11 protein-coding genes are annotated in these 12450 nt (G+C 62.5%); 9 read left to right on the forward strand and 2 right to left on the reverse strand.

What is annotated here, in order from left to right:
* Position 1 precedes the first annotated feature (1 nt).
* Positions 2-655, reverse strand: a complete 654-nt coding sequence (gene fsa / locus BLJAPNOD_RS04565) for a fructose-6-phosphate aldolase (protein WP_025425070.1) — start codon at positions 653-655, stop codon at positions 2-4.
* 178 nt (positions 656-833) lie between these two features.
* Here fsa and BLJAPNOD_RS04570 point away from each other — a divergent pair, with 178 nt between their 5' ends.
* The 8 genes from BLJAPNOD_RS04570 to BLJAPNOD_RS04605 all read left to right on the forward strand — a co-directional run bounded on the left by BLJAPNOD_RS04570 (position 834) and on the right by BLJAPNOD_RS04605 (position 10634).
* Positions 834-3038, forward strand: a complete 2205-nt coding sequence (locus BLJAPNOD_RS04570) for a primosomal protein N' (RefSeq protein WP_115421131.1) — start codon at positions 834-836, stop codon at positions 3036-3038.
* Between the two features lie 182 nt (positions 3039-3220).
* Positions 3221-3607, forward strand: a complete 387-nt coding sequence (locus BLJAPNOD_RS04575) for a DUF4345 domain-containing protein (RefSeq protein ID WP_115419049.1) — start codon at positions 3221-3223, stop codon at positions 3605-3607.
* A gap of 257 nt (positions 3608-3864) precedes the next feature.
* Positions 3865-4431, forward strand: a complete 567-nt coding sequence (locus tag BLJAPNOD_RS04580) for a F0F1 ATP synthase subunit delta (RefSeq protein ID WP_077500752.1) — start codon at positions 3865-3867, stop codon at positions 4429-4431.
* Positions 4431-5960: a F0F1 ATP synthase subunit alpha gene (atpA, locus tag BLJAPNOD_RS04585; protein ID WP_057255020.1), complete on the forward strand. Its 1530-nt coding sequence runs from the start codon at positions 4431-4433 to the stop codon at positions 5958-5960. The genes BLJAPNOD_RS04580 and atpA overlap by 1 nt, the downstream gene beginning before the upstream one ends.
* Positions 5961-5987: 27 nt before the next feature.
* Entirely contained in the window at positions 5988-6869 is an 882-nt protein-coding gene (locus BLJAPNOD_RS04590) for a F0F1 ATP synthase subunit gamma (RefSeq protein WP_115419050.1), read from the forward strand.
* 24 nt (positions 6870-6893) lie between these two features.
* Positions 6894-8408, forward strand: coding sequence for a F0F1 ATP synthase subunit beta (gene atpD, locus BLJAPNOD_RS04595; protein ID WP_077500750.1), 1515 nt, complete (start codon positions 6894-6896; stop codon positions 8406-8408).
* Between the two features lie 125 nt (positions 8409-8533).
* Positions 8534-8938 carry a F0F1 ATP synthase subunit epsilon gene (locus BLJAPNOD_RS04600; RefSeq protein WP_077500928.1) on the forward strand — a complete coding sequence of 135 codons (405 nt, stop codon included), beginning with the start codon at positions 8534-8536 and terminating at the stop codon, positions 8936-8938.
* A 268-nt stretch (positions 8939-9206) separates the two neighbouring features.
* On the forward strand, positions 9207-10634 hold the full coding sequence (locus tag BLJAPNOD_RS04605; RefSeq protein WP_115419051.1) for a mannose-1-phosphate guanylyltransferase/mannose-6-phosphate isomerase: 1428 nt from the start codon (positions 9207-9209) through the stop codon (positions 10632-10634).
* Between the two features lie 149 nt (positions 10635-10783).
* On the opposite strand, the gene BLJAPNOD_RS04610 is transcribed toward BLJAPNOD_RS04605, so the two are convergent.
* Positions 10784-11887, reverse strand: a complete 1104-nt coding sequence (locus BLJAPNOD_RS04610) for a saccharopine dehydrogenase family protein (protein ID WP_077500748.1) — start codon at positions 11885-11887, stop codon at positions 10784-10786.
* 126 nt (positions 11888-12013) lie between these two features.
* Here BLJAPNOD_RS04610 and BLJAPNOD_RS04615 point away from each other — a divergent pair, with 126 nt between their 5' ends.
* On the forward strand, positions 12014-12445 hold the full coding sequence (locus BLJAPNOD_RS04615; protein WP_077500747.1) for an Lrp/AsnC family transcriptional regulator: 432 nt from the start codon (positions 12014-12016) through the stop codon (positions 12443-12445).
* The last annotated feature ends 5 nt before the right edge of the window (positions 12446-12450 follow it).

The raw sequence follows: 12450 nt of genomic DNA on the forward strand, positions 1-12450 counted from the left end.
ATCAGGCGATCTTCTGGCCGGTCTTCGCCCAGTCGGCGAGGAAGGTTTCGAGGCCCTTGTCGGTCAGCGGGTGCTTGACCAGTGCCTTCAGCGTTGCCGGCGGTGCGGTGACGACGTCGGCGCCGATGAGGGCGGCTTCCTTGACGTGGTTGACGGTGCGGATCGAGGCGGCGAGGATTTCGGTCTCGTAGCCGTAGTTGTCGAAGATGTGGCGGATTTCGCGGATCAGGTCCATGCCGTCGAAGGCGATGTCGTCGAGGCGGCCGACGAAGGGCGAAACGAAGGTTGCGCCGGCCTTGGCGGCGAGCAGCGCCTGGTTGGCCGAGAAGCACAGCGTCACGTTGGTCTGGTGACCGTCGGATGTCAGCGCCTTGCAGGCCTTGAGGCCGTCGAGCGTCAGCGGCAGCTTGATGCAGATGTTGTCGGCGATCTTCGACAGAACGGCCGCTTCCTTCATCATCTCGGCGTATTCGGTCGCGGTCACTTCGGCCGAAACCGGGCCTTCGACGATGCCGCAGATTTCCTTGGTGACTTCGGTGATGTCACGGCCCGACTTGAGGATCAGCGAAGGGTTGGTGGTGACGCCGTCGAGGAGGCCGAGATCGTTCAGCTCGCGGATTTCCTTGACGTCGGCGGTATCAACGAAAAATTTCATGGGGTCACTCCCTTGGGGCACGATTGCCGTTCGGGCGCATATCTACCGGGAGGAATTCCTTTGGCAGAGATCGCGCGCGTTGAAACTCTGGTGGAACCGTGAGAAACCCTGCGCCGGCAAGGCTGCGGTTCGCAGCGCAGTTTTCTTTAACCGAAACACGTGGCAAGGTCACGGCAAAATGACTCGCGATTCAACCGATTTATTCGGGCCAGTTTCAAGCCGTCGCGTCGTGCCAGTTCTGGTGCCGATGCCGGCGTCCAAGGCCTATTCCTACGCGGTGCCGGATGGCATGGCGGTCGAGCCCGGCTCGATCGTTCAGGTGCCGCTCGGCCCCCGTCTGGTCGTGGGCGTCGTCTGGGATGGCGACGACGATGGCAGCGTCGATCCGAAGAAGCTGAAGTCGATCGAGAAGGTCTTCGACTGCCCGCCCTTGACGCCAGACATGCGCACATTCCTCGATTGGGTGGCGACCTACACGGTAACGCCGCCGGGCTTGGTGGCGCGCATGGCACTGCGTGCGCCCGCCGCCTTCGATCCCGAACCGATGGTGGAGGCGCTGCGGCTGACCGACATGCGCCCGGAGCGCATGACGACGGCGCGCGAGCGCGTCATCGCGGCGGCCGGCGACGGATTTGCCTGGACGCGTTCAGGCCTAGCGCACGCGGCCGGCGCCTCTTCGAGCGTCATCGACGGCCTTGCCCAGCAGGGCGTATTCGAGACCGTCTTCATGGCGCCGCCGCCTGTGGTGGCCGTCCCCGATCCCGAATTCACTGCCCCGAGGCTCGAAGGCCCGCAGAAGGATGCAGCCGCCGCCCTGCTCGCCGCCGTCGAGCAGGGCGGGTTTTCGGTTTCGCTGATCGACGGTATCACCGGCTCGGGCAAGACCGAGGTCTATTTCGAGGCGATCGCCGCGACGCTTCGGGCCGGCAAGCAGGTGCTGATCCTCTTGCCGGAAATCGCGCTGACCGCAAGTTTCCTCGATCGCTTCCAGGACCGCTTCGGCTCCAAGCCGGCCGAATGGCATTCGGACCTCGCCCCCAGAACCCGCGAAAAGGTCTGGCGGCAGGTGACGACAGGCACGGTGCGCGTGGTCGCCGGCGCACGCTCGGCGCTGTTTCTCCCCTTCGAGGAACTGGGCCTCATCATCGTCGATGAGGAGCACGACCCGGCCTACAAGCAGGAGGACCGTGTGTTCTACAATGCCCGCGACATGGCCGTCGTGCGCGGCCGCATTGCCGGCTTTCCGGTCGTTCTGGTTTCGGCGACGCCATCGGTCGAAAGCCGGGTCAACGGCGAGGTCGGCCGCTACAAGCCGATCCATCTGCCGACCCGCTTCGGTGATGCGGCGCTGCCGCGGCTCGGTGTCGTCGACATGCGCCAGCATCCGCCGGCACGCGGCGGCTTCCTGTCGCCTGTGCTCATCAACCAGATCGGCAAGGCGGTCGAGCGTGGCGAGCAGGCGCTGCTGTTCCTCAATCGCCGTGGCTATGCGCCGCTGACCCTTTGCCGCGTCTGCGGCCATCGCTTCCAGTGCCCGGATTGTTCGAGCTGGCTCGTCGAGCATCGGTTTCGCGGCCAGATCCAGTGCCACCATTGCGGCTATGCGGAAAAGACGCCCGAGGCTTGCCCGGAATGCGGAACCTTCGATCATCTCGTTGCCTGCGGCCCGGGGGTCGAGCGGATCGCCGAAGAGGTCGAGCGCCATTTTCCCGATGCCCGTACCATCGTGCTCTCCTCCGACCTGATGGGCGTGAAGCGCCTGCGACTGGAGCTGGAGGCGATTGCGCGCGGCGAGGCGGATATCGTCATCGGCACCCAGCTCGTCGCCAAGGGCCACAATTTCCCATTGATGACGCTGGTCGGCATCATCGACGCCGACCTCGGGCTTGCCAATGGCGATCCGCGGGCGGCGGAACGCACGTTCCAGCTGTTGTCGCAGGTGACCGGGCGCGCCGGGCGAACGGGCTTGAAGAGCCTTGGCCTGTTGCAGACCTATCAGCCGCAGCATCCGGTGATGCAGGCGATCGTCTCCGGCGACGCCGATGCCTTCTATGACCGCGAGATCGCCGAGCGGGAAAAGGCGCTGCTGCCGCCGTTCGGCCGGCTGGCGTCGCTGATCGTCTCTGCCGACACCCGCCAGGATGCCGAGACGCATGCGCGCGGGCTTCGAAGTGCCGCACCGCGGACCGACGGCATTTCGATCCTGGGGCCGGCCGAAGCGCCGCTGGCGCTGATCCGCGGACGTCATCGGTTTCGGCTCCTGGTGCACGGGCGCCGCAACAGCGACATGCAGGCCTTCGTCAAGGCGATGATTGCCGCCGGCCCGAAGGAGCGCGGCTCGATCAGCGTCCAGCTCGACATCGATCCCCAAAGCTTTCTCTGATCGCAGTTTCCTCAGATCTGGCGCCTGCTTTCGAGCAGAAGTTTTCTGGGATCGCCGAGGTGATCGAGCGGTGGGCGATTCACAACGGCTGCGACATGCGCTAGAGGTTTGAGGCGCGTCGCGAGGGGGGATGGCCCTGAGCGCGATGCGAACGAGATCGGCGCTCATCTGCGGGAACGGGCATGGAGTTCTACATTCCGACGGAAACCGGCGAGTTTCTCGCCTTCTGTGCGGCAGCCGCAGCGGCGCTGATCGGCGTCGTCATGCTGTTTGCGCCGCGGCTTACCTTTCGCGCCGCCGGGATCGGTATTGCCGAGGGTCGCCGCGGGGGGCTCGCCGAGGCGCGCTCGACCATGGGCGGCATGCATGCCGGCCTTGGCCTTGCCGCTATCCTTCTGGCGCAGCCGATGGTCTATCTTGCCGTCGGTGCCGCTTTTGCGCTTGCCGCTTTCGGTCGGATTCTGTCGATGATGAGCGATAACGGCGCCACGCTCTACAATTGGGTGGCGCTTCTGGTGCAGGCCGCCCTTGCCGTTCTTCCTCTCGCCTATGTGTTTGGAATGATCTGACTGCGGCCCTCGCGTTTTCGCGATTCACATCCTCAGGAACGAATTTACGGCAAAATTCGGCCAAACCGGGTCGACTTATGCCGCATTCCTGCCGTTCGCGTGTTGCGAGTCCAAACTTCCTATGCTAGACGAACCGCGAATTGCGGGGGAAGTGGGTCGCCAGGCCTCGATAGCCCGCAAATTATTGCAGCAAATTCAGGACGTTAAGTTGACGGCTCGCCGCCACCACCGTTCTTGGATGAAATTGAGAGAAGCTTGTGCCCGTGGCAGACACATCCCAGCTTATTTCCGGTGTTGCAGAAAGGTATGCGTCCTCGCTTTTTGACCTCGCTCTCGAAGCGGGTTCCGTCGAGGCGGTCGGTGCGGATCTTACCCGCGTCCAGGCCCTGATCGATGGCAGCGAAGACCTGAAGCGGCTGATCGTAAGCCCCGTCTTTTCTGCCGACGACCAGTTCAAGGCCATTTCGGCGATCGTCGCCAAGGCCGGTATCTCCGGTCTCGTCGGTAACTTCCTCAAGGTTGTTGCGCGCAATCGCCGCCTGTTTACGCTGCCGGGCATGATCAAGGCGTTCCGCCTGATCGCCGCGCGTCACCGGGGTGAAATTTCTGCCGACGTAACGTCGGCCCATGCGCTCACCGCAGCGCAGGAAACTGAATTGAAGGCGGCGCTCAAGAGCGTCACCGGCAAAGACGTGACTGTGAACGTCATCGTCGACCCGTCTATTCTTGGAGGTCTGATCGTCAAGGTCGGGTCCCGCCAGATTGACACTTCCCTTCGCACCAAACTCTCTACCCTTAAGCTTGCACTGAAAGAGGTCGGCTGATGGATATCCGCGCCGCGGAAATTTCCGCAATTCTTAAAGATCAGATCAAAAATTTCGGCCAGGAAGCAGAAGTCTCCGAAGTCGGCCAGGTGCTTTCCGTCGGTGACGGTATCGCCCGCGTCTACGGCCTCGACAATGTTCAGGCAGGCGAGATGGTCGAATTCCCGGGTGGAATTCGCGGCATGGCGCTGAACCTCGAAGCCGACAATGTCGGCGTCGTTATTTTCGGTTCGGACCGTGACATCAAGGAAGGCGACACCGTTAAGCGGACCGGCGCCATCGTGGACGTTCCGGTTGGTCCGGAACTGCTCGGCCGCGTCGTCGACGCGCTCGGCAACCCGATCGACGGCAAGGGCCCGATCAACGCCAAGCAGCGCTCGCGCGTTGACGTCAAGGCTCCTGGCATTATCCCGCGCAAGTCGGTGCATGAGCCGATGTCGACCGGCCTCAAGGCCATCGATGCCCTCATCCCGGTTGGCCGTGGCCAGCGCGAGCTCGTCATCGGCGACCGCCAGACCGGCAAGACCGCGATCATTCTCGACACGATTCTCAACCAGAAGGCCATTCACGACAATGGTCCGGAAGGTGACAAGCTGTATTGCGTCTACGTCGCAATCGGCCAGAAGCGTTCGACGGTTGCCCAGTTCGTGAAGGTTCTGGAAGAGCGTGGCGCTCTGCAGTACTCGATCATCGTTGCTGCCACCGCATCCGACCCGGCTCCGATGCAGTACCTCGCACCGTTCGCCGGTTGCGCGATGGGCGAATACTTCCGCGACAACGGCAAGCACGCCCTGATCGGCTACGACGACCTGTCGAAGCAGGCTGTTTCCTACCGTCAGATGTCGCTCCTGCTGCGCCGCCCGCCGGGCCGCGAAGCTTACCCAGGCGACGTTTTCTACCTGCACTCCCGCCTGCTCGAGCGCGCTGCAAAGCTCTCGGACGACAATGGCGCCGGTTCGCTGACGGCTCTGCCGGTCATCGAAACGCAGGGCAACGACGTTTCCGCGTTCATTCCGACCAACGTGATCTCGATCACCGACGGCCAGATCTTCCTTGAAACCGACCTGTTCTACCAGGGCATCCGTCCGGCCGTTAACGTCGGCCTGTCGGTTTCGCGCGTCGGTTCCGCCGCGCAGATCAAGGCGATGAAGCAGGTTGCCGGCTCGATCAAGGGTGAACTCGCTCAGTACCGCGAAATGGCGGCCTTTGCGCAGTTCGGCTCCGACCTCGATGCCGCTACCCAGCGTCTGCTGAACCGTGGTGCCCGCCTGACCGAACTCCTGAAGCAGCCGCAGTTCTCGCCGCTGAAGACGGAAGAGCAGGTCGCTGTCATCTTCGCAGGTGTCAACGGTTACCTCGACAAGCTGCCGGTCAACCAGGTCGGCAAGTTCGAGCAGGGCCTGCTTTCGTACATGCGTTCGGAAGGCAAGGACATCCTGGAAACCATCCGCAAGGACAAGGCGATCTCCGACGACGTCAAGGGCAAGCTGAAGGCTGCAATCGACAGCTTCGCCAAGTCTTTCGCCTGAGCGGATTTCATTTAGGACGGATAACGGATGCCTTCACTTAAGGATCTGAAGAACCGGATCGCCTCCGTCAAGGCGACGCAGAAGATCACCAAGGCGATGAAAATGGTCGCCGCGGCGAAGCTTCGGCGTGCGCAGGAGGCGGCCGAGGCCGCCCGGCCTTACTCGCAGCGCATGGCTGCCGTTCTCGCCAACATCGCCCAGGCGGTCGGCGCGGACGACGGTGCACCTGCTCTGATGACGGGCACCGGCAAGGACGACACGCATCTGCTGGTCGTCTGCACGGCTGAACGCGGCCTTTGCGGCGGCTTCAACTCGCAGATCGCTCGCCATGCTCGCGACCACGTTCGCAGGCTGCTTGCCGCAGGCAAGACGGTGAAGATCATCTGCGTCGGCAAGAAAGGCTTCGATATTCTGCGTCGCGAATTCGCGTCGCTGATTATCGATCGTGTCGACCTGCGTGAGGTCAAGAAGGTCGGCTTCCAGAACGCCGACCAGATTGGCCACAAGGTCATCGCGCTCTTCGAAAAGGGCGAGTTCGATGTCTGCACGTTGTTCTATTCTGAGTTCAAGTCCGTTATCGCCCAGATTCCGACGGCACAGCAGCTGATCCCCGCTTCGGCCGGCCCGGTCGCAGTGGAAGCATCGGATGCTTCGGCCGTCTACGAATATGAGCCGGACGCGGGCGCGATCCTAAGCGATCTCATTCCGCGCAACATTTCGGTGCAGATCTTCCGGGCGCTGCTCGAGAACGTCGCCGGTGAAATGGGCGCAAAGATGAGCGCGATGGACAATGCCACGCGCAATGCTGGTGACATGATCAACAAGCTGACGCTGAGCTACAACCGTCAGCGCCAGGCTCAGATCACCAAGGAACTCATTGAAATCATCTCGGGCGCGGAAGCGCTCTAAGGTTACGAGAAGAGGGTAAGGATTATGGCTAAGGCAGCTACCCCGAAAGAAACCGCAGCGGCAAAGAAGCCGGCTGCACCGAGGAAGGCAGCTTCCGCCAAGACCGCAGTTGCGGCAGCTGGCGCTGTCGGTCGCGTAACGCAGGTCATCGGCGCCGTCGTCGACGTTGCGTTCGAAGAAGGCCAGCTTCCGCTGATCCTGAACGCACTGGAAACCGACAACAACGGTAACCGCCTCGTTCTCGAAGTCGCGCAGCACCTCGGCGAAAACTCCGTCCGCACGATCGCCATGGACTCGACCGAAGGTCTCGTCCGCGGTCAGCCGGTCACCGACACCGGTGCACCGATCACGGTTCCGGTCGGCGACGAGACGCTCGGCCGCATCATGAACGTCATCGGCGAGCCGGTTGACGAAGCCGGTCCGCTGATCACGTCGGGCAAGCGCGCTATCCACCAGGACGCACCGTCCTACGTCGAGCAGTCGACGGAAGCGCAGATCCTCGTCACCGGCATCAAGGTCGTCGACCTTCTCGCGCCTTACGCAAAGGGCGGCAAGATCGGCCTCTTCGGCGGCGCAGGCGTCGGCAAGACCGTTCTCATCATGGAACTGATCAACAACGTCGCCAAGGCGCACGGTGGTTACTCGGTATTTGCCGGCGTGGGTGAACGTACCCGCGAAGGCAACGACCTCTACCACGAAATGATCGAGTCCGGCGTTAACAAGCACGGCGGCGGCGAAGGCTCCAAGGCTGCGCTCGTTTACGGCCAGATGAACGAACCGCCAGGCGCCCGCGCTCGTGTCGCTCTGACCGGTCTGACGATCGCTGAAGACTTCCGCGACAAGGGCCAGGACGTTCTGTTCTTCGTCGACAACATCTTCCGCTTCACCCAGGCAGGCTCCGAAGTGTCGGCTCTGCTCGGCCGTATTCCGTCGGCCGTGGGTTACCAGCCGACGCTGGCGACCGACATGGGTCAGATGCAGGAACGCATCACCACGACGAACAAGGGTTCGATCACCTCGGTTCAGGCCATTTACGTTCCGGCCGACGACTTGACCGACCCGGCGCCGGCTACCTCGTTCGCCCACCTGGACGCAACGACGGTTCTGTCGCGCTCGATCGCCGAAAAGGGCATCTACCCGGCCGTTGACCCGCTCGACTCCACGTCGCGCATGCTCGACCCGATGATCGTTGGCGAAGAGCATTACGAGATTTCGCGTAAGGTCCAGACGACCCTGCAGCGCTACAAGTCTCTCCAGGACATCATCGCCATCCTCGGCATGGACGAACTGTCCGAAGAAGACAAGCTGGCGGTTGCCCGCGCTCGTAAGATCGAACGCTTCCTGTCGCAGCCGTTCTTCGTGGCCGAAGTCTTCACCGGTTCGCCGGGCAAGCTCGTTGCTCTCGAAGATACGATCAAGGGCTTCAAGGGCCTCGTCAACGGCGACTACGACCACCTTCCGGAAGCCGCCTTCTACATGGTCGGCTCGATCGAAGAAGCGGTCGAAAAGGCCAAGAAGCTGGCTGCAGAAGCCGCTTGATAGCATCGTGAGCCTCGGCGCAGCGATGCGCCGAGGCTTTCATCCTGCGTTCCGCCCATGGCGGGGCAGGGAAGACATGCACAGCCTGCCACATCAGGTGGCGAGCCCACGAGAAGTGAATGGTCATGGCCGACAGTTTCAATTTTGAGCTTGTTTACCCCGAGCGCCTGCTCCTCTCCGAGAAGGTGACGGAAGTCGTCATTCCGGCGACCGAGGGCGAGATGACCGTGATGGCCAATCATGCCCCGACAATGACGACGGTAAAGCCCGGCGTCGTCACCGTGAAGACGGCAGACGGCAGGACCGAGCGATTCGCCGTCTTCGGCGGCTTTGCCGATATCCTGCCGACCGGCTGCACCCTGCTTGCAGAATCTGCCGTGCACGTCGACGAGCTCGACCGCACTGCGCTGGAAAAGCGCATCGAGGCGGTTCGTGCCGAGCTGGATGGTGCCGGCGACGAAAAGAAGACGCGCGTCGAACAGTTCATCGCCGAACTGACGAAGCTCGGGGAAATCGTGATCCCGGCCTGAAAGGGACATCCCGACGGGATAAACCAATGAAAAAGCCCCGCCTTCGAGCGGGGTTTTTTGTTACCGGGTGGCGGATGCAATAGAGCCGCCGTACCGTGCGCCGGTGCGAATCGGTACGGCGTAAAGACGATGGGCAAGCCGGCATCCTATCCGAAGTGTGGGGCATGCCTCGCCTTTGGTGCGGTTTGTTTGCGCGGCCGGCTTCAGGCATTCTTTAGCATCGGTCCTGTATGGATGGGCATTCGTTCGATGCGCGCAGAGGCTTGGCATGATGTCTAAGATCGTCCCCGTAATCATGGCGGGTGGAAAAGGGACGCGCCTGTGGCCGCTGTCGCGCTCGGGCGCGCCGAAGCAGTTCCTGCAGATCCTGTCCGATCGCTCGCTGTTCCAGCAGACGCTGGATCGTGTCAGCGATACCAGCCTCTACGAGCCGGCCATCATCGTCACCAACAGCGATTTCCGCTTCATCGTCGCCGAGCAGGCGCGCGCCGTCGGGGCGCCGCTCAGCGACATCCTGCTCGAGCCTGTCGCCCGCAACACTGCCCCGGCCCTTGCCGCGGCGGCCTTCGTTGTGCTTGCCAAGTTCGGCGATGCCGCGATCATGCAGGTGCTTGCCTCCGACCATGAGGTCGATGCCGGTGCGGTCTATGTGGATTGCATGTTGCGGGCGCAGCAGGCGGCCATGGCCGGCGAACTGGTCACCTTTGGCATCACGCCGACGGAGCCGGCGACCGGCTACGGCTACATCGAGCTAGGCGAGCCACTTACCGCAGGCGCCAACAGGGTCGCCCGTTTCGTCGAAAAGCCGGATCGCGCCAAGGCGGAGGCCATGCTTTCGACCGAACATTACCTCTGGAACTCCGGCATGTTCATGCTGCCCGTCAAGGTCTTCCTCGACGAAATGCAGCTTTATGCGCCCGAGGTCTATTCCCAGACGAAGGCCGCCGTCGAGGGTGCCAGCAAGGATCTCGATTTCAGCCGGCTGGAGGCGAAAGCTTTCGCCGCAGCACCTGATATCTCGGTCGATTATGCTGTTTTCGAAAAGACGGCCCGCGCCGCCGTCGTACCTTCGTCTTTCGCCTGGTCGGACCTCGGCAGTTGGGATGCAGTTTGGAAAGCCGGCCGCAAGGATGACGACGGCAATGTCGTCACCGACAAGGCGACGGTATCGAACACCCGCAATTCTCTGGTGCTGTCGCGGGACATTCACCTTGCAGTGCAGGGTCTCGAAGACATCGCCGTGATCGCCAGCGAAGACGCCGTCTATGTCGGGCGGCTGGAAGACAGCCAGAGCGTCGGCAACATAGTCAAGGTGCTCGCACGCTCGCAGGCGACATCGGAGCTTACCAAGGAGCACCCGACGTCCTACAGGCCTTGGGGGGCGGTCTCCTCGGTTTCCAGCGGCGAGCGCTACGAGGTCAAGCGGCTGAAGGTCAGCCCCGGCCAGAAGATCTCGTTGCAGAAGCATCATCACCGCGCCGAACACTGGATCGTCGTACGTGGCACGGCGGAGATCACCGTGGCCGGCGAAACGCGTCTGCTGCATGAAAACGAGTCGGTATACATTCCGCAAGGCACCGTGCACCGGCTGCACAATCCCGGCAAGATCCCGCTGGAGCTGATCGAGGTCCAGACCGGGTCGTATCTCGGAGAAGACGACATCATCCGGATCGAGGACGAGTTCGGCCGCACCTAGCGCCGCCGAACCGTTCACGCTTGAGGGCTTGATCGTGCAGCGTGGCCGACGCGCCACCTTGGGCAGGCTCATCCCCACGAACTACACCGCATAAAAAATGCCCGGGCAGAACCCGGGCATCAAAGTCAGCACAGTCGAACCGGGCTATCTCAGCCGGCGACGCGCTCTGCCTCGCCCTTCTGGGCGTAGTAGTGACCGAAGCGGTTTGCGAGGAAGGTATCGAGAGCGATGTCTTCCTGACGAACGAAGCCCTTGGACGCGATCTTGCCGTTGGCCAGCAGATCGAGCACGGCGCAGATGCTGCCGGCGGTCGTGATCTGGATGCCGCTCTGCATGCGACCGGCGACGACGCCGCTATAGACCTTGTTGGCGTAGGTTTCCTGGATCAGGCGACCTTCGCGGAAGCCCGAAACAGTCACGAAGATGACGACGACGTCCTGGGTGGTGGTCGGCAGTGCGTTTTCGAAGATGTCTTTCAGGACTTCGCGGCGATGACGCAGGCCGAGGTCGTTGAGGAGCGCCTTCATGATGGCGGCGTGGCCGGGGTAGCGGATCGTCTTGTAGTTCAGCGTGCGGACCTTGCCCTTCAAGGATTCGCAGAGCGTGCCGAGGCCACCAGACGTGTTGAAGGCTTCGTAGGTGACGCCGTCGAGCGAGAATTCTTCGCGCTCTTCCATGGCGGGCACTTCGATCAGGCTATGCTCGACGATCGCTTCGCAGGGCTCGATGTATTCGTTGATGACGCCGTCGGTGCTCCAGGTCAGGTTGTAGTTGAGAGCGTTCGACGGATACTGCGGCAGCGCGCCGACGCGCATGCGCACGCTTTCGAGCGTCTCGAAGCGGCTGGCGAGATCATTGGCAACGATCGAGATGAAGCCCGGCGCAAGGCCGCACTGCGGAATGAAGGCGGTGCTGGCCTTGGCGGCGATCGCCTTGACCTGGCGGGTGGATTCGACGTCTTCGGTCAGGTCGAGGTAGTGGATGCCGGCGTCTGCCGCGGCTTCGGCAATGGCGACCGTCAGGTGGAACGGTGCGGCGCTCAGAACGGCGAACTTGCCGGAGAGAAGGGAAACGAGCGCCTTCTTGTCGCCGATGTCGACTGCAGCCGTAGTGATGGCGTCGTGCTTCTCGATCTGGCTGAGCTGCTCGGCGCTACGGTCGGCAACGCAGACGCTGTAATCGCCGGTGTGCGCGAGCATGCGCGCAATGGTGGAGCCGATCTTGCCTGCTCCGATGACGACGATGTTCTTCATGACTTTCCCCCAGGGTATGAAATGCGTTTCGTTCCCTATTGTCTGGCGGGGAGCTGTTGATTTGAAGCGCCGATATGACTAAATCGCCTGTAGATATTCGGCAGATTGCCTAGGTGGACCGACGAAATGCAGATCACCGACAAGGATCGCGAGCTTCTCGCCGTGCTCAGCGAAAACGCCCGCATGCCGACGGCCACGATTGCCCGCAGGCTCGGACTGTCGCGAACGACCGTGCAGGCGCGGATCGAGCGGCTGGAGCGCGAGGGCGTGATTGCCGGTTACGGTGTCCGTCTGTCGGAGAGCTATGAAAAGGGTCTGGTCAAGGCGCATGTGCTGATCACCATCGCGCCGCGGGCACTGAGCCGCGTGACGCCTGAGCTTGCCGCCATCCGCGAGATCCGCATGCTCCACTCCGTCAGTGGCAGCTTCGACCTGATCGCGGTCGTTGCGGCGGCATCGATCAACGAACTCGACCTGCTGATCGATCGCATCGGCGAGATCGACGGCGTCGACCGCACGCTGTCGTCTATCATTCTCTCGACCCGGATCGATCGCTAACCCGG

The sequence above is a fragment of the Ensifer sp. M14 genome (assembly GCF_003355565.1).
Taxonomy (GTDB): Bacteria; Pseudomonadota; Alphaproteobacteria; order Rhizobiales; family Rhizobiaceae; genus Ensifer.

What these genes read in the sequence shown, in the direction of transcription:
- fsa (WP_025425070.1), bottom strand. Translation starts at nt 655, where the DNA reads ATGAAATTTTTCGTTGATACCGCCGACGTCAAGGAAATCCGCGAGCTG.
- BLJAPNOD_RS04615 (WP_077500747.1), top strand. Translation starts at nt 12,014, where the DNA reads ATGCAGATCACCGACAAGGATCGCGAGCTTCTCGCCGTGCTCAGCGAA.
- BLJAPNOD_RS04600 (WP_077500928.1), top strand. Translation starts at nt 8,534, where the DNA reads ATGGCCGACAGTTTCAATTTTGAGCTTGTTTACCCCGAGCGCCTGCTC.
- BLJAPNOD_RS04590 (WP_115419050.1), top strand. Translation starts at nt 5,988, where the DNA reads ATGCCTTCACTTAAGGATCTGAAGAACCGGATCGCCTCCGTCAAGGCG.
- atpD (WP_077500750.1), top strand. Translation starts at nt 6,894, where the DNA reads ATGGCTAAGGCAGCTACCCCGAAAGAAACCGCAGCGGCAAAGAAGCCG.
- BLJAPNOD_RS04575 (WP_115419049.1), top strand. Translation starts at nt 3,221, where the DNA reads ATGGAGTTCTACATTCCGACGGAAACCGGCGAGTTTCTCGCCTTCTGT.
- BLJAPNOD_RS04610 (WP_077500748.1), bottom strand. Translation starts at nt 11,887, where the DNA reads ATGAAGAACATCGTCGTCATCGGAGCAGGCAAGATCGGCTCCACCATT.
- atpA (WP_057255020.1), top strand. Translation starts at nt 4,431, where the DNA reads ATGGATATCCGCGCCGCGGAAATTTCCGCAATTCTTAAAGATCAGATC.
- BLJAPNOD_RS04605 (WP_115419051.1), top strand. Translation starts at nt 9,207, where the DNA reads ATGATGTCTAAGATCGTCCCCGTAATCATGGCGGGTGGAAAAGGGACG.
- BLJAPNOD_RS04570 (WP_115421131.1), top strand. Translation starts at nt 834, where the DNA reads ATGACTCGCGATTCAACCGATTTATTCGGGCCAGTTTCAAGCCGTCGC.